The following is a 17624-nucleotide window of genomic DNA, read 5'->3' as shown; positions in this document are numbered from 1 at the left end:
ATGGTTTTTATGCCAGTTTTAGTGTAATTATTAGGTGATTGATAATCAGCTAAATGGGGTGTCGTAAGTCTTCTAATAAGGAATTTATTCTATTTTGGTGACGATCTACAATAAATTAATGATAGTGGGTTTCCTTATAAGTTGCATAAGCTGTTGTTTAGCCCTGGGCTACATGAGTTTTCCTATACTTAGCCGGGGAAACTTTGTATATATCTTTAAATTTTTTAAAAAAGAAGGGAGGGGATTCATACCCACAGGCAAAGCTAATTTGCGAAACCGAATCTTCTGTGTCCAATAACATTCTAGCGGCTACATTAATACGATATTCGTTTAAAAAGGTAAAGAATGAGCGACCCATCATATTGGTGAAAAATCTCGAAAATGATTGCTCGGTCATATTGACCAGATCGGCCAACTCTTTTAAATAAATTTTCCGGTGATACTGTGCACCCACAAAATCATGGATTTTTATCATACGTGTGCCATACTCCGTTGGCAAGTCCTCAATGAAGCTTGATGCTGATAAGGTCCTAAATGTAGTTGTAGACAACTTTATAAGTACTTGCAGCAATTCCAGATATAAGTATTGCCCCTTTAATCGCATCATATTTTTCAATTGCGGAATAATCGGAGCTATTTCTCTTTGGTCAAAAATAATACCCTTGGAAGCCATTTTCAGCATTTCAAAAACTGGAGCAAGTTCTGGGGCTTTGGCAAAAACACCCCTGTTCCATTGAATAACAATCGACTTTGAATCTGTAATTTGTTGTTGGTGATTACGCCAACAATGAGGTACATTGGACCGAATTAGTACCAACTCCCCCGGTTCATATGGACCAACATAATCCCCAATAAACTTAGTTCCTACACTAGCTTCTATATAGGTCAATTCATGTTGAGGATGAAAATGCCATGGAGTTTCAAAGTCTTTTTTAACATGGTGAAACCCTTTTATGGTCTGTTGTTCCCCTAAAGGAATGGGTTCTAAAATTGGCTTCATTATTTAAATAATATTAGGTCGGGCAACATTACAAATGACAGCGCATTTAAGGAAATGGTTTCAATCATTGATTTATTTTACCCCAAAATACTGATAATTATCATAAAATGAACAGAATAGTTTATTTATTGGTTAAAAATGGTTACTTATCAGGAACAAATTATTTACAATTTTGTGAAACTATTGGAGAAATACTATTCACAAGAACATTGAATCAAAAGTATCATATGAAAAAAAGTGAGCTTCCAGATCCGTTCGAAAAAGCCAGATTGGATAAAGGTTACGGCAATTTGAACGATCAAAATGATCCGGTTACTATGCTTTTGCGACATAAGGATGTCCGCAAAAGTGCACATAATTACAAAACCTTTCAATCTGGGGCCCAACCGGGTAGGATTGTTGTGCCATCTGAAGTGAATATACGTGATGCCCGACAAATACCTTTCGAAGTAGACCCTCCACTACATGGGGAGTATAGGGCCATAATTGAACCATGGTTCAAGCGCCCATTATTACCGGAGTATCAGGAAAAACTGACAGCCCAAATTTCAACTTTGGTGGATGGGATACTAAACAAAGATAGTTTGGAAGTTGTCAATGAATTTGCATTGCCGCTTCAGTCAAGGGCCCTTACCCTTTTATTAAATACGCCTTTTTCAGAGGCCGAAACATGGATTTCCTGGGGAACGCATGTTTTTCGCAGTGAAGGGGAAGCACTAGATGGCGACAAAGCCAACATACTTTACAATTATATTGATGAACAGATAGACCGAGCTTTAAAAAATCCGGGAGACGACATGTATTCTTTACTGCTATCTTCGGAATTTCAAGGAAAAAAACTTACCAGAGAGGAAGTGAAAGGGGTAATGGTCTTGACCTTTGCTGGTGGTCGCGACACCGTTATCAACGCCGTTACAAACTCAATATCCTATCTGGCGGAACATCCGGAAGCACTTGAACGTTTTCGTCAGGAACCTGAAATTATTGGAAAAGCTGTAGAAGAATTTATTCGATATTTCTCTCCATTGACACAGATGGGCAGAGTAGTAACCGAAGACACTGAGGTGTGCGAACATGCTATAAAAGCTGATAGCCGAATTTCCTTGTGTTGGGCTTCTGCCAATAGGGATACTACCGTCTTTGAGAACCCGAACGAAATTGTGTTGGATCGGAAAATTAACCCCCATGTTGGGTTCGGTTTCAGTCATCATAATTGTCTTGGAGCCACACATGCTAGACAAATTCTGAAAATTTTACTTAAGACGCTTGCTGAAAAAGTTGGGTCTATCGAAATTAAGGATTGCAAGGAAAATATTGAACACCTGGATGAGTTTGAGCGTAAAGTGGGCTTTAACAGTATCCATGTGAAATTTAAAAGTTTAACCTAAATATAAATAATCAACAATGGTAAAAATCACATTTATAACAAGCGACAATGAAACTATTACACTGGAAGGAAAATCCGGATCCGTTATGGCCTTGGCTGTTGATAACGGAATAAAAGGCATTGACGGAGATTGTGGAGGGGTTTGCTCCTGTGCCACTTGTCACGTTCATGTTGCTCCAGAAGATATGTCCAAAACGGGATCGGCAAGCCAAATTGAAGCGGATATGTTAGAGCTGGATGATAACGTAAATGAATTTAGTCGTTTGTGTTGTCAATTGGAAATAAGCGATTCCCTAGACGGAATTGTGCTAAAAGTTGCCAATTAATAAAATCTCTGTTCAGATGTCCAATCGCCTGATCAAAAACAAAACTTGTGTCGTTGTAGGGGCAAGTCATGCAGGGGTAAATTGTGCTTTTGCCTTAAGGCGCGAAGGATGGGATGGTGATATCATCTTATATGATGCCGATCCATTGCTTCCATATCATCGTCCCCCCTTATCCAAAGCATATCTAACCTCTGATGATGACATTGATAAAAACTTACTGAAATCGGCAGAAAGTTATGAAAAGGAGGGTATAAGTTTAAACCTGGGTGTTTCTGTCAAGGCCATCGACCGAACACATAAAAATATCATTTTGGGGGATGGCAGTATTCAATCATATGACAAACTTGTTATTGCCACTGGTGCCAGACCAATTATACCGTCAATTCCGGGCTTGGCCAATTCCAATAATGCTTTTCCACTTCGTACGGCTACCGATGTTGCCAACATCCGCCATGCCGTTAAGAATAGCAATAAAAAACAAGTTGTAGTTGTTGGTGGCGGTTATATAGGACTTGAAATAGCAGCCTCGTTAAAAAAGCTTGGAGCAAAGGTAACGGTGCTCGAGCGTGAAGAACGAATTTTGGCCCGGGTAACTGCTCCCGAAATGTCCGCCCTCTTTCAGAATTTGCATTTAGAAAAAGGGGTGGAAATATGTACCAATAAAAATGTAATCGCAATTGAGACAAACAATGGGGAAAAGATAGTATGTTGTGATGATGGCACGTGTTATCCAACGGATATAATCATAATAGGAGTAGGTATATTTGTGAATAAGGAATTAGCTATGGCTGCCGGATTGGATATCGAAAACGGTATAAAAGTGGATGAAACAGCCAAGACCAATGACGAAGATATTTATGCCATAGGCGACTGTACTTTTCATTATAATCCACATTATGGGCGTTATATCCGCTTAGAATCGGTTCAGAATGCAGTTGACCAAGCCAAAGTAGCAGCCACCTCCATATGTGGCAAAGAAACACGATATGATACCATTCCTTGGTTCTGGTCGGACCAATACGATATAAAGTTGCAAATGGTGGGCTTATCCCAGGGGTATGACCAAGTTATTGTACGAAAGGAAAAAAATGACAATAAGTGTCTGTCTTTTTGGTATTTTAAGGGCGAAATCCTGTTGGCCGTTGATGCAGTGAACAATGCCAAAGCCTATGTCTATGGCACCAAGTTGATTAAAAGTGGGGAAAGGATCAATAAAGAAAAACTGTTGGATTGTGAAGCAGATTTGAAAATCGCACACCTTATTAGCTCCAAAATTAGTTAGAACGCCCTCTTTTTAAAAAGTAAAAAAATAAAAGTATGTCCATAACATCCAAGAGTGCCATTGCTACCGGTGAAGGCAAATTTATTATTGATCAAGTTACCCTCGGCGATCCATTGGAAAATGAGGTTTTGGTAAAAATGAAGGCAGCCGGGCTCTGTCATACCGACTATGATTCCCTTAGTTGGGGAAAGCCGGTGCTTATGGGCCATGAAGGAGCTGGAATTGTGACAAAAGTAGGTTCAGCAGTGAAAAATTTCAAGCAAGGGGACCAGGTCATCTTAAATTGGGCAACACCATGTATGAGCTGTTTCCAATGTCAGGAAGACAATCAGCATATCTGCGAGAATAATTCGCCTGTCGTCGCGGGTGGTAATGGATATACACCTGGCCATGCCCATTTGGAAGGTACCCTGTGGAAAGGAAAGCCCATAGTGCGCTCGTTCAATTTGGGCACACTTAGCGAGTACGCCTTGGTTAAGGAATCCGCACTGGTAAAAGTTGATCAGGACAATCTAAATTTTTCTGCGGCAAGTATTATTAGCTGTGGCGTAATGACGGGTTATGGTTCCGTAGTAAATGCGGCAAAATTAAAGGCAGGTAGCTCTGTGGTGGTACTAGGTTGTGGCGGGGTTGGATTGAACGTCATCAACGCTTGTGCCATTTCCGGTGCAGCAAGTATTTTAGCGGTAGACGTAAATCCTAATAAATTGGAATTAGCCAAACAATTTGGAGCTACGGATGTTATGTTGGCCGACAAATCGGACAAAGGTCTCAACCAATTGGCCAAAAAAGTTAAGCAGTTATTTAATGGCCGCGGTGCCGATTACGCCTTTGAATGCACTGCAATTCCCTCCTTGGGAGCTGCACCTTTGGCAATGATCAGGAACGCAGGAACAGCGGTTCAGGTGAGTGGGATTGAAGAGGAAATTACTGTTGATATGCGCCTCTTTGAATGGGACAAAATATACATCAATCCCCTTTATGGAAAATGTCGACCTGAAATAGATTTCCCAAAATTGATGCGATTATACAAAAAGGGAGATTTAAAATTAGATCAGATGATTACTCGGGAATATCAACTCGAAGATTTACAGCAGGCATTGGACGATATGCTTCAAGGAAAAAATGCAAAGGGTGTAATAGTTTTCAAATAAATTTAGGGCATGAGCAATTTTAGAACTGTTGAACTTTCAGACGAAGCGTTTGAAAATGCTGGACTAAGGTTTCTAACCATCAAAACCAAAAACTTGAAGGGTAGGGGGGACATTTGTCTATTTATACCGGAGGTAGATGAAGAATTAACCGATCTTCCCATCTATATCCTTCTGCACGGGGTTTACGGAAGTTCTTGGGCCTGGGCCATGAAAGGTGGGGCGCATCTCACAGCAAAACGATTAATGCATAATGGGGACATTCGTCCGGCCATTATTGCCATGCCTTCGGACGGACTTTGGGGTGATGGTTCTGGCTACTTGTCCCATAAGGAAAAAGACTTTTCCCAATGGATTGTATCCGATGTGCCAGAGGCCATAATTGAAACTATAGCCGGAGCAAGCAATAAATCCCGATTGTGTATTGGCGGCTTGTCTATGGGCGGATATGGAGCATTGATGCTTGGGGGGCAAAACCCCCATAAATTTAAGGCTATTTCGGCCCACAGTGCTATTACCAAATTTGAGCAAATGGCCAATTTTGTGGAAGAACCATTGGAGAAATATACTATTCAAAATAAGAATATCAACGTTATTGATGTTCTTCAAAAGAACAAAAAAAACTTACCGGCAATTAGGTTGGATTGCGGAACCAAGGATAGTCTCCTGGAGGCCAATAGAACTTTGCACAGGGAAATGTCCGCATTGAGTATTAACCACATCTACGAAGAATCTGAAGGTGGTCACGAATGGCCCTATTGGCAAAAGCATTTGGAACAAACCTTAAGGTTTTTTGATGAGCGGATTGGCTAGAGTTTGAGGTTACCACTAGCTTAGATAACATATTGGCTCATTATGGAACCTTTAGAATTTGCAACATTGATAATTGAGGATCACCGCAGGTAATCCTTCTGGGGTGAAAAAACCAATGTTTAGTTATAAAAATAAGGTTCCAATAGTATGGTGTTACGCCTGAATATGGTTAGATTTAAATAATGTATATTTCACTCTATGAGACTACCACTATTGTTCGCTTTTTTTGTTTTACTGACGGGTTGTACCGACCAATACGGTAAGTATAAAAATCCACCAGAATATATTACAACCCCATCTGCTGCAAATGGAGCTTATTATGAGGCCTATAACCAGACTTTAAAATTATGGAATGTCCCTTTTGAGGAATTATATATTCCTACCACCAACGGAATTGCCCATGTTATTGTAAGTGGCCCTAAAAATGCAGAACCGTTGGTATTGCTTCACGGAATGAATGCCAGTTCTACCATGTGGTATCCAAATATAGGAGCCTTGACCAAAAACTATAGGGTGTTTGCGATCGACTTTATTTTGGAAGCAGGGAAATCTTATTTGTACAATGATATTGAAAGTGTGGAAAAGGTTACCGATTGGTATAAGGAAGTTTTGTTTGCCCTGGAGTTGGATAGCTTTCATCTCATTGGTGCTTCCCGAGGGGGGTGGTTGGCGGTCAAACTAGCGTTGAACGATCAGAAAAAAATAAAAAGCCTAGTACTGTTAAGTCCGGCCCAAACTTTTACCTGGATCAAACCCAGTACGGATTTATTAAAGAATATCGTCAGGATATTTTCATCCAAGGAAAAGCAGATGGAGCAGAGCCTGGAAAGTATGTCCAGTAATGTAGCCAATATTAACGATGCCTACCTTAAGCAATACAAATTGGGTACGGAATTGAAGTCTGAGAACAAATTTGTCACCAGCATGCAACCTTTTTCCAATGACGAACTAAAATCGTTACAAATGCCTGTTCTGGTTTTAATTGGGGACGACGATATGATCAATGAAAAAAGAACCGTCGCTATAGCCAATATGCTGCCGAAAGGGAAAGGTGAAGTTATACAAAATGCAGGACATTTTTTATCTATCGATCAAGCGGAAACAGTGAATCAAAAAATGCTTGATTTTTTAAAATAAGGACCCTGTCCGTTCGGAGAGTGCATTGCTTTTTGAACAAGGGTTGGCCTAGAAAAAATGCAAAATTCGGATACAGCAGATTAGAACAGCTTCCTAGCCTTTTTATTTCTACTGCTTCTGAAATTCCTACTACCTTTTGTTAGGTAATGCACCACAACCAGCGCTACACTAATTATAGCCACAGGAATAAGTATCTCGTAAGCCTCAATTGGTAAATCCATACATGTAATATACGAAAAATATCTCAGTTATGGGCGGGTGAAGCTGTGATGAAAAAAAGAAACTACCTAGACCACAGCACCATAAAATTTTGTAACACAATCTGCATACATTTATCCTATTCTTTTTCAAAGCGAATGCAGCCTACTTACCAAATCAAAGGAATACCATTCCATGGTTATTATCAACCAATATAAATATAGCGGATACTAAATTCAATATTTACTAACTTAGAACCAAATACCTGGTTGTATTGATTCCCCTCTTTACAGCAGCGATAATTTTATTGGAATTAGAATAATTATAAGACCCTAAAGTGTATTTAGGGATATCCCTTGGAATGGAATTATAGGTGCCGTTACATATATCCATACGTTGGGTTTCATTTAAGATTACAGAATATGTTGAAAAATCAGCCATCAGAGCTCCAGTAATGAAAGCAATAGTATACTATAAGAAACATTCATCCGATAAGTTAATCTATTGCGATGTTGAAAAGCCTAGGCCGACCGACAACGAAATATTGATAAAAATTGTTTGTGCCTCCTTAAACGCAGCGGATTACCGTTCCATGAAAATGGGAATTACACCGAAGAAAAAAATCTTCGGATCCGCTATAGCGGGTAGGATAGAATCTGTGGGAAAAAATATCCGACAGTTCAAGCCCGGGGATGAAGTGCTCGGAGACCTTTCTGATGTTGGTTTTGGTGGATTGGCAGAATACGCCGTGGCACCTGAAAAAGCCTTGGTACTAAAACCTGCGAAAATTTTGTTTGAAGAAGCTGTTACTTTACCCGTTGCAGCTACCACAGCCTTAAAAGCATTACGCGACAAAGGCAATATCCAGAAAGAACAGAAGGTGTTAATTGTTGGTGCTGCCGGTGGAGTAGGCACCTTTGCTGTGCAACTTGCCAAGTATTACGGGACGATAATAACAGCAGTATGTGGTCCTAAAAATATAGCACAAGCAACTGCCTTGGGCGCAGATCATGTAATTGATTATACCAGGGAGGATTTCACCAAAAGTAATGAACGTTATGATCTAATAGTGGCCATCAATGGCAATTATCCACTTTTGGGCTATAGAAAAATCTTAAGTTCGAACGGTACATATGTCATGGTAGGTGGGGGGTTATTGCAAATTATGAAGTCTATTTTTTTCGGTTGGCTGTTGTCGTTCGGAAAAAAGAAAATGCGATATCTTTCGGCCAAATCAAACCAGAAGGATTTGGATTTTGTAGTAAAGCTCTTAGAGAACCAAAAGATAAAGTCGGTGATAGAAAGAAGATATTCACTTGACAGGACAGCTGAAGCCATGCAATATTTAAGTGAAGGTCATGCACAAGGCAAAGTAATTATAACGGTGGAGGGATAAAATATGGACAAATGAATTCGAAAGCAAAACGGAACAATGAAACCATAGGATAATGACGGCAAAAGAATTCATTGACACTTTAAAAGACATTGGCCAGCAATATTCGGGAGTACTTCCCAAAAGGGAGGTGTTTTATTTAGCGAAAGATTTTCAGTACATGCCGGTGGCTGAGGTGGTTAAATTACTAAGAGACGAAAATAACGACCACCGACTTGGTGCCGTATCCATCTTGGACTGGAAAGCACGCAATAAGAAAACCTCAGAAGGGGAGAAGCGGGATGCTTACCTGGCCTATATTGAAAATCATAAATATATAGACGATTGGGGGTTGGTAGATAGGGCCGCACCCTATGTAGTGGGTGGGTATTTGTTTGATAAGGACAGAACGCCCTTATACAATTTGGCAAAATCCCCAAATCCCATGGAAAGAAGGACAGCCATAGTAAGTACCTACTATTTTATAAGAAAGAATGAATTGGAGGACACCTTTAAAATTGCCGAAATTCTGGCTAATGATTCGGAAGAACTTGTCCAAAAAGCAGTGGGTAGCTGGATCAGGGAAGCAGGCAAGAGGGATGAAAATAGACTCAAAGACTTTCTGGATGAGTATGCCCCAACCCTAGCTAGGATAACCTTAAGATATGCCATTGAGAAGTTCAGCCCTGAGACGCGAAAGCATTATTTGGGATTGGGCAAAATGAATCCACAATAATCGGCTTAAGTATAACTATAGCTTCACCTCTTTTCCATGCCATATGTAGCCTTGTCCAGCATATGGCTAATTTAGCAATATCATATCATTCAAACCTTTCAAAAACCAGCTCCTTGTTCACCATCATCCCTGCCGCTGTACCCATGGCTACCGCATTGGTTACGGTGCGTAAGCGCGACACATTATCGCCGCAGGCATATATACCGTTAACATTGGTTTGTAAATAGGCGTCGGTTTTTAGGTAGCCTTCCTCGTTCAACTCGCACCCCATGGCCTCTGGTATAGCGCTATGCTGTTCAAAGGCTGTTTTGGTATACATGGCGGTAACGGCGGCCTTGGAACCGTTTTTAAAGATGATGTTCTGCAGCTGCCCTTGTTGGTGCTCCAAACGTGCAATTTCAGTTTCCACTATCTTTATGTGATGCGCGTCAAGTTGGGCGGTTTGTTCCGCAGTCAAGGTAGATCTGCCATTGGTATAAATGGTTAATTGCGGGGTCCAATTGGAGATGAGTTTTCCAAATTCGAAGGCAAAATCTCCATTGCCCAAAATACCTGTTGTTTCATTTTTTACCTCATAGCCATGGCAATAGGGGCAATGCAGTACGGAGATGCCCCAACATTCCGAAAAGCCATCCATATTGGGCATGATATCCTTAATGCCCGTGGCAAAAATTAACTTGTCACCGCTAAAAGTTTCACCAGAGGCTACCTCAATTTTAAAGGCATTGTTGGTGCCGGAGCCCTGTATGGCAAGTCCGTTAAAAAATTTCACCGTAGGGTAAGCTGCCACCTGTTGTTTGGCCACGGAAGCTATCTCGGCAGGGGTTTTGCCATCATTGGTAATGAAGTTATGGGAGTAGGGGGTTTGTCGGTTACAGGGCGCATGGCTATCTATGATCAAGACCTGTTTTAAGGCCCTTCCCAAAGCCATCCCGGCTGCTAGACCGGAATAGCTTCCTCCTATGATGATGACGTCAAAATGTTGTTCCTTTTTCATGGTTTCTTGTTTTAAAAATGGTGATTTACTCGTTCTTTCTTTGCATTTTCTTCATCAAGGTATCAATAAAGGGTACCCCTACAAATACGATCCATGGTACCAATACCAAGGTAAGCACCAAGGTTCTAAGGTAGAGGGGAAGGGTGGCCAGTTGGTTGCCAAAAAGGAAAAGAAAGGCTGTGATGGAAGGATAAATGGCCATCCATATCTTTAGGGAGGCCAAGAGTTTTACTTTTGTTTTCATGTTTATGTCGTTAATGCTACATTGGATTGTTTTCCGTTGTAAAAGTAATTTCAACTGCGGAATCCATAATAGGACAGAACTGAAGTTGAATGGTACTTAACTAAAATTCTGTCGGTAAGCATCGGGCGTATAGCCCGTGTGTTTTTTAAAAAACCGGATAAAATAGGAGACATCCTCATAGCCTAAATGATAGGCTATCTGGCTCACTTGGTTCACGGTGGCCAATAAATTTCTTTTGGCCTCCAGAATACTATATTCGTTGATAAGTTGTGAGGCATTTTTGTTTAATAATGCCTTGGTTATGGCATTGAGCTGATACACGCTGAGGTGCAATAAGTCCGCATATTGGGAAACTTGCTTGTATTTGGTAATATTCCCTTCCAACAGTTCCAAAAATTTCTCGAGTTTCTCCTGCTGATATGGGGTGTGGGTATGGTCTGGACCAGTATCTTCCCGCTGCCTTAAAAGTTGAATAAACAAAATACTCAAATTGGCTTTGATGACCTCATGATATTCTTCCTGCTTTTCATTATACTCCAATAAAACGGATGATAATAGGGGATCCATTTTTTTATAGAGGTCGGCATTTAACGGATAGTGGTTCTGGTTGCCCACCTTACGCAACAACTGTGGGGAAGATTTGTTATGGGAGAGGAAATAGTCCGTTTTAAATTGTACCAAATAACCAGTACTCCCATGTTTAAGGTGTAGACTGTGCACCTGCCCGGGCCTTAATAAAAAGATGGAATAATGGCCGACTTCATAGGGGACAAAATCTATTTCATGTAGGCCATTAGCTTTTATGAGTATGAGCATTAGAAAAAAATCATGTCGGTGCAGCTCCTCTACCAACTCCTTTCCGTCCAGAATGGCTTCGAGACTTCTAATACTAAAACTTCCCACTAAGGTTGGCTCTTGATTACTTTCGGGAAGTTGCCTTATGGGGATGTTTTGCATTGTTTTTAAATGTTATTGACCATGAAGTTATATACCTGGGGGAAATGCTATTTGCTCACATAAAATTAAGTGAAACTCTTTAATTCTTCCTATTTTTTAGGATAAATGCAGCTAGACTTTTTTTTAAAAAAAACATTCCTTTAGTAGTGCTTGCCAAAAGCCTTTCCTTACTCTTTTAACAAAAAATTAACGCGCTGGAAAAACACATTTAATATTGTTTCAATACGTTTGATAGCGGGGCTTTGGAGCCGTTTAAAAATGATAATATTCCATCTTAAAATGAGAACTTAAACGAAAGTGGGGGCCACTTAGGTTGAAAATGTACCTCCCTAGTCGTGTCTCTCTTTTGAATTTTACGGTATGGAGGAAGTTCAGAGAAAAGGAAATTATATTAACCATTGGCAATGATTTTTAATACGAAGGGGAATCTACAGTACATGATGACAAGAACGCTACTAATATTGCTGTTTTTGTCCTTGTCCATGCCCATACTTGCCCATGGGGATTTGAGTATGCGGATAGCGGAAAAAACGGTGGCCATATCCGAAGATCCCAACAATTCAGTACTGTACTTTGAAAGAGGGCTGTTGTACCAACAGCATATGGAATTCGACTCTGCCCTGGAAGATTACCTAAAGTCCCAATCCTTAGGAAATTCCAACAAAGAACTATATTATCAAATTGCCGAGGTTCACTATATCACCGAAGCGTACCAGGAGGCCCTGCAAAGTATAGCCGCCTATTTGCATTTGGACAGCAAGGACCTAAGCGCTAAAAAACTGCATGCCCAAATATTGTTCCAGCTTCAATCCTATAAAAAATCCTTGGAGGGGTACCGTTATGTTATCCATCACATGAAGGACATTCGGCCCGAGGATGTATTGGAATACTGCAACATCATACTGGCCGAAAACAACAAAAACTATAAGGGGGCCTTGGAAGCCATTCAATATGGGCTGGACCAACTTGGCCCGCACACCATATCGCTTCAACTTAAAAAATTGGACTACCTAAAAGAGTCGGGTCATACCGAAAAAGCCTTGGAACAGTACAATTATTTTATCCTGGAATACAACAGAAACGAATTCTGGTATTATAAAAAGGCCAAGTATTTGGCGGAAATAAATAGACCACATGAGGCCTTTATATCTTTAAAACTGGCTACAGTTGCTATTGAGCAATTGGATACCAAGTTTAAGAATATGAGCCCAATAATAGAATTAAAAGAACAAATAAAAAGCTTGGAAAGCGCCATTAACAACCAAAAATCATGATCAAAAAAAGTACCTTTTTACTAGCCGCCCTATGTTCGGTGGTTTCAATTGCCCAAACCTCCAATGTAGATCTTCCCAATGTAAGTGCTGTTGCGGTAAGCAACACTGTAGGCCTTCCACAGCATTCCGCTGCGGTAAATGTAGTAAGGGGGCCTTATTTACAGAGCGGCACCCCAACCTCTGTGGTGGTAAAATGGAGAACGGATATAGCAACCCAATCCGTGGTGCATTACGGAAAATCATTAAAATCGTTGTCCAAGAAAGCATCTAACACTGCCTTGACCACCGAACACGAAGTTCGTCTTTCAGGTCTAAGCCCTAACACCAAATATTATTTTAATATAGGTAATAAAGAGGGAGTGTTGTCCGAAAGTACTTCTGGCGATATGTACATTATAACGGCCCCTAAAGCAGGTACCAAACAATTTGTACGTGCATGGATTTTGGGTGATGCGGGTACGGCCAATAACAACCAGAGGAACGTACGGGATGCCTATTACGATTATGTGGACGCTGCTCCCAAAAATACGGGTAAGACCGATATGATGTTGTTCTTAGGGGATAACGCCTATGGCAGTGGTACGGATGAGCAATATCAAAATGCCCTGTTCGACATTTATGACGATATGTTGAAAAAATCCGTGGCATGGTCCTGCTTGGGAAACCACGATGGGAAGTCGGCCGATTCGGCTACACAATCCGGTCCCTACTATGATATATTTACCTTCCCAACGGCTGCCCAGGCTGGAGGTACTGCCTCGGGAACAGAGGCCTATTATTCCTTTGATTATGCCAACATCCATTTTATCATATTGGATTCCCATCATACGAGTCGCGAAGTTGGGGGCGCCATGTACAACTGGACCTTGGCTGATATACAGAACACCAAACAGGATTGGATAGTAACCCTGTTTCATCATCCGGTATACACCAAAGGGTCCCATGACTCCGATACCGAAGACCGACTTATAGAAATGAGGGAAAACTTTATGCCCATGATGGAGGCCAACGGAGTGGACCTTATCTTAAACGGACATAGCCATTCTTACGAACGCTCCTACTTCTTGAACGGACATTATGGGTTTGCCAACACTTTTAACCCGGATGAAATTTCGAAGGGTGGCCATACCGTTGGATCCAATGGCTATGGAGACGGGAAAGTGGATAGCAATGGAGCCTACCAAAAAGCCAGTGCCGCTGCGGAGGGTGCTGTGTATATTACTACCGGATCTGCCGGTAAAATATCAGGGGGCGACCTAAACCACCAGGCCATGTCTGTGTCCTTGAACCAACTGGGTTCCTGTGTTATGGAGGTGGAAGATGACGGTAGGGGAGGACAGAACCTGACCGTGAAGTTTATTAGGGAAAATGATGATATTGAGGATTATTTTACCATCAACAAATCAGGGGTGTCGTTGAAGTCGGATGGCTCTGCTTCTGGACAAAAGAGTGATGGTCTAGTGTATGATGCCGCCAAGGATGTGGTAAAGCTTAAGGTGGATAAGAATGACAAGCTAAAGAAAGTCAAATTCTATAATAACATAGGGAAATTGGTGAAGAAAAGCAGAAAGAAAACCATCAATGTGGGCAAGCTGCCAAAAGGCATGTATGTAATTGAAGTCATTACAAAAAATAAAGCGTATACCGAGTCGATTACCATAGAATAGTTGGGCCAAAAGGGTTATATTTAAAATGACCTTTCCATTGTAAGCCTTAAGCAAGGGTAGCGGTATTAAAAAGCCTATTAAATGGTAAAAAGCGGTTGTTGAAAATGAGGAAGACAAGCATTTTATTGGGATCTTTTTTTATTTGCCTGCTGATGTTGTCTGGAAGGCAACTGGTTATTCCGTATCAAAAGGATACAGTTCTGGAGAAAGTCGCGGCTTTATATACCGCCAATTTTATCAAGTTTCAAAATGAAGTCGATTCATTGGCCACCCTAGCCAATAAGGCAAGTTCTGTGAACGAGTGGGAGGGGCTGAAAAGTCAGGTTGAAAAAACCAGATTGGCCTATAAGGAGATCGAGTTTATTTTTGATTATTACCAAACTTATTATAATGGCACTTATATCAATGGTGCCCCTTTGTCCAAGGTAAGTGAGTATTTTGAAGCCGAAAAAGTGATTCCACCTGGCGGATTACAGGCATTGGATGAAGCGGTTTATGACTCAGCTTCCAATGAAAATTTGCAGCACATACAAGCATTGGCCAACGGACTCAAAGAGCGGGTAAATTTTATAGCGAATATACATTTACCGGTTCATTTAAAGTCGAGCCAAATTATTGAATGTATCCGCTCCGGTATTGTCAGGATCTTTACCCTGGGACTAACAGGTTATGATACTCCAGGGTCTGTAAACGGGTTGAAGGAAAGTGTTGTGAGCTGGCAAAGTATGGAAACCACATTTTTGTATTTTGAATCAGGGATGGCCCAGGAAGCCAAGGCCGAATTTGAAGCCATTAAAAAACACTTTACCAAGGGCAGGAACATATTAAAGGCCAATACCCATTTTAACGTTTTTGATAGGTTGGCCTTTTTAAAGGAGGTCGTAAACCCCTTGTATGCGGCCTTATTGGAATTTCAAAATGCAAACAAGATTACGCTGGAGCCCTATAAAAAGCACGCCCAAAACTATAAGGCCAAGAATCTTTTCGACAAAGATTTTCTCAATACGGATTTTTATTCGGAACTGGTTTATCTGCCTTTGGACAATCCCAAGACCATAGCCTTGGGGAAACTGTTGTTCGGGGATCCCCAGCTTTCCAAGGACAATGTCATGTCCTGTGCCAGCTGCCATAACCCCAACAAAGGTTTTTCGGATGGTTTGCCCAAAAGTGTCTCCAATCAAAAAGGGGTTTTTACCGATAGGAACGCCCCCACTTTGATGGATGCAGGCTATTCCGCGCGATATTTTTGGGACATGCGCGCCTTGGATCTAGAAAAACAAGTGATACATGTTATTGATAACGATCTGGAGTTCAATACTAATTTTGATGCAATTGTTGCTAAACTCAATAAAAATGCCCATTACAATAAACTATTTAATGAGGCTTATGGTGGTATTGCCAAAGAGGATATCAATCAGCGTTCCATTAGCAATGCCATTGCGGCCTATGTAAACTCTTTAAAATCCTTCAATAGTCCGTTCGATAAATATGTGCGCAACGAAACCAAGGAATATCCCGAGAATGCCAAACGGGGATTCAATTTATTTATGGGGAAAGCGGCCTGCGGAAGTTGTCATTTTGCCCCGGTCTTCAATGGTACCGTTCCTCCTTTTTATCTGGAATCGGAATCGGAGGTTTTGGGCATTACCCAGGGCTTTGATTCCATTGCCCTTAAGTTGGATACGGATTTGGGCCGCATGGGCAATGGTCTAAAAATGGACAATCATCCTTTTCTGAAAAATTCCTTCAAAACGGTTACAGTCAGAAATATAGCCCTGACAGCACCCTATATGCACAATGGTTTATTTGCTACCCTGGAAGATGTTCTGGCGTTTTACAACCTGGGAGGAGGCGCAGGCATGGGATTGGAGGTAGAAAACCAAACCCTGCCAGATGAACCTTTGGATCTGTCCCAGCAAGAAATGGAGGATATTATTGCATTTATGGAAACCCTAACGGATGTATCCGAATATGAGGTTGGTGGGGATTAATTAGTTGATGTTCAAAGTTCAAAGTTCAATGTTTAAAAGTTGAAGGTTGAAAGTCCTTGCGGAGATTGAGCCTGCCTTTCGTCAGACAGGCCTGCCTACCGCCGGTAGTCGTAGTCGAAATCGGAGTAGTGGTGATCAGTAAACAATAATCTTTAGGCAAATGGCAATAGGCAATAGATTGTGTTTTCAGTATTCTTAACTGACGTCATTGCGAGCCTGCCTACCGGCAGGTAGGCCTGCCCGGCCGTCAGGTGGGCGAAGCGCCGCAATCTGTTACTTACAATGAACAGTTTTTATGTTCAATGTTTAAAAGTTGAAAGTTGAAAGTTGCCGAAACAGTCATTTCGAATGAACATGAGAAACCGAAGGTTCACGAATTCCCGTAAAATAAATACGGCATGAGCTAAATCGCACATGTGGCTCTTACCAAATATGTGCGACTTCTCAATCGCCCAAAAAAAGGGCTCATGTCGAAGTGACTGCGCTGTCCGGTCGAGCCTAGTCATGAACTATCGGGAAAGAACTCTTTTTGTATGCTAAAACTAACGGCTCCCCTCTTGGAACGAAGAGGGGAATGAATTGCCACGCCAACAGCGGGGGAAGAAAGGGGAGTTGGAAATCTCACACCCTAGGCTTAGCCCCAATCCATTGTCACCTCCTAAAGACCTGGGCTCTCAATCCCTTCCGTCTCCTCCACATCCAGTGGAGGATCCACCTTCCCTTATCCAAGGGAAGGAGCCCTTGGTGTCGTCATTGCGAGCCTGCCTATCGGCAGGTAGGCCTGCCCGGCCGTCAGGTGGGCGAAGCGTGGCAATCTGCTACTTACAATGAACAATGTTGATGCTCAATGTTTAAAAGTTGAAAGTTGAAAGTTGCCGAAACAGTCATTTCGAATGAATATGAGAAACCGAAGGTTCACGAATTCCCGTAAAATAAATACGGCATGAGCTAAATCACACAAGTAGCTCAACCGAAAGTTCACGAATACCCCTAAAATAAATACGGCATGAGCTAAATCGCACAAGTAGCTCTGACCAAATATGTGTGACTTCTCTCCCGAAAGTTATCTGGAGAGACCTCATTTCAATGCTA

Annotated in this window: 15 protein-coding genes; 11 read left to right on the top strand and 4 right to left on the bottom strand. The window is 41.4% G+C overall.

Annotated features, from left to right (window positions below):
* Positions 1–157: 157 nt before the first annotated feature.
* Positions 158–1000, bottom strand: a complete 843-nt coding sequence (locus BUA60_RS18010; protein WP_072864165.1) for an AraC family transcriptional regulator — start codon at positions 998–1000, stop codon at positions 158–160.
* 227 nt (positions 1001–1227) lie between these two features.
* Between BUA60_RS18010 and BUA60_RS18005 the strand changes: the two genes are divergently transcribed.
* The 8 genes from BUA60_RS18005 to BUA60_RS17965 all read left to right on the top strand — a co-directional run bounded on the left by BUA60_RS18005 (position 1228) and on the right by BUA60_RS17965 (position 9402).
* Positions 1228–2388 carry a cytochrome P450 gene (locus BUA60_RS18005; protein ID WP_072864404.1) on the top strand — a complete coding sequence of 387 codons (1161 nt, stop codon included), beginning with the start codon at positions 1228–1230 and terminating at the stop codon, positions 2386–2388.
* A 16-nt stretch (positions 2389–2404) separates the two neighbouring features.
* Positions 2405–2713 carry a 2Fe-2S iron-sulfur cluster-binding protein gene (locus tag BUA60_RS18000; RefSeq protein ID WP_072864163.1) on the top strand — a complete coding sequence of 103 codons (309 nt, stop codon included), beginning with the start codon at positions 2405–2407 and terminating at the stop codon, positions 2711–2713.
* Between the two features lie 16 nt (positions 2714–2729).
* Entirely contained in the window at positions 2730–3995 is a 1266-nt protein-coding gene (locus tag BUA60_RS17995; protein ID WP_072864162.1) for an NAD(P)/FAD-dependent oxidoreductase, read from the top strand.
* Between the two features lie 35 nt (positions 3996–4030).
* The gene (locus tag BUA60_RS17990; RefSeq protein WP_072864160.1) at positions 4031–5149 is read left to right on the top strand and encodes an alcohol dehydrogenase catalytic domain-containing protein; all 1119 of its coding nucleotides are present in this window, start codon (positions 4031–4033) and stop codon (positions 5147–5149) included.
* Positions 5150–5158: 9 nt separating this feature from the next.
* Positions 5159–5959, top strand: a complete 801-nt coding sequence (locus BUA60_RS17985; protein ID WP_072864159.1) for an alpha/beta hydrolase — start codon at positions 5159–5161, stop codon at positions 5957–5959.
* A gap of 198 nt (positions 5960–6157) precedes the next feature.
* A complete protein-coding gene (locus BUA60_RS17980; RefSeq protein WP_072864157.1) occupies positions 6158–7096 on the top strand; it encodes an alpha/beta fold hydrolase in 939 nt (312 codons plus the stop codon).
* A 652-nt stretch (positions 7097–7748) separates the two neighbouring features.
* Complete coding sequence (locus BUA60_RS17970) at positions 7749–8690, top strand: NAD(P)-dependent alcohol dehydrogenase (protein WP_072864154.1); 942 nt, start codon at positions 7749–7751, stop codon at positions 8688–8690.
* 52 nt (positions 8691–8742) lie between these two features.
* Positions 8743–9402 (top strand): DNA alkylation repair protein, encoded by a 660-nt coding sequence (locus BUA60_RS17965; protein WP_072864152.1) that lies wholly within the window; start codon positions 8743–8745, stop codon positions 9400–9402.
* 85 nt (positions 9403–9487) lie between these two features.
* Here BUA60_RS17965 and BUA60_RS17960 read toward each other — a convergent pair whose 3' ends face one another.
* From BUA60_RS17960 to BUA60_RS17950, 3 genes are all read right to left on the bottom strand, one after another.
* A complete protein-coding gene (locus BUA60_RS17960) occupies positions 9488–10399 on the bottom strand; it encodes an NAD(P)/FAD-dependent oxidoreductase (protein ID WP_072864150.1) in 912 nt (303 codons plus the stop codon).
* Between the two features lie 25 nt (positions 10400–10424).
* Positions 10425–10643: a hypothetical protein gene (locus BUA60_RS17955; RefSeq protein ID WP_072864149.1), complete on the bottom strand. Its 219-nt coding sequence runs from the start codon at positions 10641–10643 to the stop codon at positions 10425–10427.
* Between the two features lie 96 nt (positions 10644–10739).
* Entirely contained in the window at positions 10740–11600 is an 861-nt protein-coding gene (locus BUA60_RS17950) for a helix-turn-helix domain-containing protein (protein ID WP_072864147.1), read from the bottom strand.
* A gap of 404 nt (positions 11601–12004) precedes the next feature.
* On the opposite strand from BUA60_RS17950, the gene BUA60_RS17945 reads away from it, so the two are divergent.
* From BUA60_RS17945 to BUA60_RS17935, 3 genes are all read left to right on the top strand, one after another.
* Entirely contained in the window at positions 12005–12874 is an 870-nt protein-coding gene (locus BUA60_RS17945; protein WP_143153226.1) for a tetratricopeptide repeat protein, read from the top strand.
* The gene (locus tag BUA60_RS17940) at positions 12871–14541 is read left to right on the top strand and encodes a metallophosphoesterase (RefSeq protein WP_072864144.1); all 1671 of its coding nucleotides are present in this window, start codon (positions 12871–12873) and stop codon (positions 14539–14541) included. The genes BUA60_RS17945 and BUA60_RS17940 overlap by 4 nt, the downstream gene beginning before the upstream one ends.
* A 104-nt stretch (positions 14542–14645) precedes the next feature.
* Positions 14646–16532, top strand: coding sequence for a cytochrome-c peroxidase (locus tag BUA60_RS17935; protein ID WP_072864143.1), 1887 nt, complete (start codon positions 14646–14648; stop codon positions 16530–16532).
* Positions 16533–17624: the final 1092 nt, after the last annotated feature.

The organism is Arenibacter palladensis, assembly GCF_900129275.1.
GTDB classification, from domain to species: domain Bacteria; phylum Bacteroidota; class Bacteroidia; order Flavobacteriales; family Flavobacteriaceae; genus Arenibacter; species Arenibacter palladensis.
Note: the sequence above shows the minus strand (reverse complement) of the source record. Positions and strands in the feature narration are given on the sequence as shown.

Bases quoted from the DNA above. Each gene is read 5' to 3' on its own strand.
- BUA60_RS18010 (WP_072864165.1), bottom strand. From the start codon at position 1,000: ATGAAGCCAATTTTAGAACCCATTCCTTTAGGGGAACAACAGACCATA.
- BUA60_RS18005 (WP_072864404.1), top strand. From the start codon at position 1,228: ATGAAAAAAAGTGAGCTTCCAGATCCGTTCGAAAAAGCCAGATTGGAT.
- BUA60_RS18000 (WP_072864163.1), top strand. From the start codon at position 2,405: ATGGTAAAAATCACATTTATAACAAGCGACAATGAAACTATTACACTG.
- BUA60_RS17995 (WP_072864162.1), top strand. From the start codon at position 2,730: ATGTCCAATCGCCTGATCAAAAACAAAACTTGTGTCGTTGTAGGGGCA.
- BUA60_RS17990 (WP_072864160.1), top strand. From the start codon at position 4,031: ATGTCCATAACATCCAAGAGTGCCATTGCTACCGGTGAAGGCAAATTT.
- BUA60_RS17985 (WP_072864159.1), top strand. From the start codon at position 5,159: ATGAGCAATTTTAGAACTGTTGAACTTTCAGACGAAGCGTTTGAAAAT.
- BUA60_RS17980 (WP_072864157.1), top strand. From the start codon at position 6,158: ATGAGACTACCACTATTGTTCGCTTTTTTTGTTTTACTGACGGGTTGT.
- BUA60_RS17970 (WP_072864154.1), top strand. From the start codon at position 7,749: ATGAAAGCAATAGTATACTATAAGAAACATTCATCCGATAAGTTAATC.
- BUA60_RS17965 (WP_072864152.1), top strand. From the start codon at position 8,743: ATGACGGCAAAAGAATTCATTGACACTTTAAAAGACATTGGCCAGCAA.
- BUA60_RS17960 (WP_072864150.1), bottom strand. From the start codon at position 10,399: ATGAAAAAGGAACAACATTTTGACGTCATCATCATAGGAGGAAGCTAT.
- BUA60_RS17955 (WP_072864149.1), bottom strand. From the start codon at position 10,643: ATGAAAACAAAAGTAAAACTCTTGGCCTCCCTAAAGATATGGATGGCC.
- BUA60_RS17950 (WP_072864147.1), bottom strand. From the start codon at position 11,600: ATGCAAAACATCCCCATAAGGCAACTTCCCGAAAGTAATCAAGAGCCA.
- BUA60_RS17945 (WP_143153226.1), top strand. From the start codon at position 12,005: ATGATTTTTAATACGAAGGGGAATCTACAGTACATGATGACAAGAACG.
- BUA60_RS17940 (WP_072864144.1), top strand. From the start codon at position 12,871: ATGATCAAAAAAAGTACCTTTTTACTAGCCGCCCTATGTTCGGTGGTT.
- BUA60_RS17935 (WP_072864143.1), top strand. From the start codon at position 14,646: ATGAGGAAGACAAGCATTTTATTGGGATCTTTTTTTATTTGCCTGCTG.